The organism is Allochromatium palmeri, assembly GCF_009720725.1.
In the GTDB taxonomy this organism is placed as follows: domain Bacteria; phylum Pseudomonadota; class Gammaproteobacteria; order Chromatiales; family Chromatiaceae; genus Thermochromatium; species Thermochromatium palmeri.
This window is the reverse complement of the sequence record NZ_WNKT01000189.1, coordinates 1-332: the sequence shown is the minus strand read 5'-3', so window position 1 is coordinate 332 and position 332 is coordinate 1. Positions and strand designations below refer to the sequence as shown.

1 protein-coding gene is annotated in these 332 nt (G+C 64.2%); it reads left to right on the top strand.

What is annotated here, in order from left to right; all coding sequences use genetic code 11:
• Positions 1-332 (top strand): group II intron maturase-specific domain-containing protein (locus tag GJ668_RS20035; RefSeq protein ID WP_281350283.1); only part of this gene is annotated, 332 nt, incomplete at both ends.

The following is a 332-nucleotide window of genomic DNA, read 5'->3' as shown; positions in this document are numbered from 1 at the left end:
GACGCGTGTGTGTTCCTGGGATTCACCTTCCGGGGCAAGAAGCTGCGTTGGTCCGAGCGCGCCTACCAAGACTTCCGCCACCGGCTGCGCAAGCTGACCGGACGGAGCTGGGGCGTGTCCATGGACTATCGGCTCAAGAAGCTCTCCGAATACGTCCGCGGTTGGATGGGCTACTTCGGCATCTCGGACTACTACCGGCCGATCCCCGAGCTGGACCACTGGCTGCGGCGACGTGTCCGCATGTGCTACTGGAAGCAGTGGCGCGGGGTGCGCAATCGCATTCGCCAACTGAGGGCTCTGGGAACACGGATACGGACCGCGATCTGGACGGG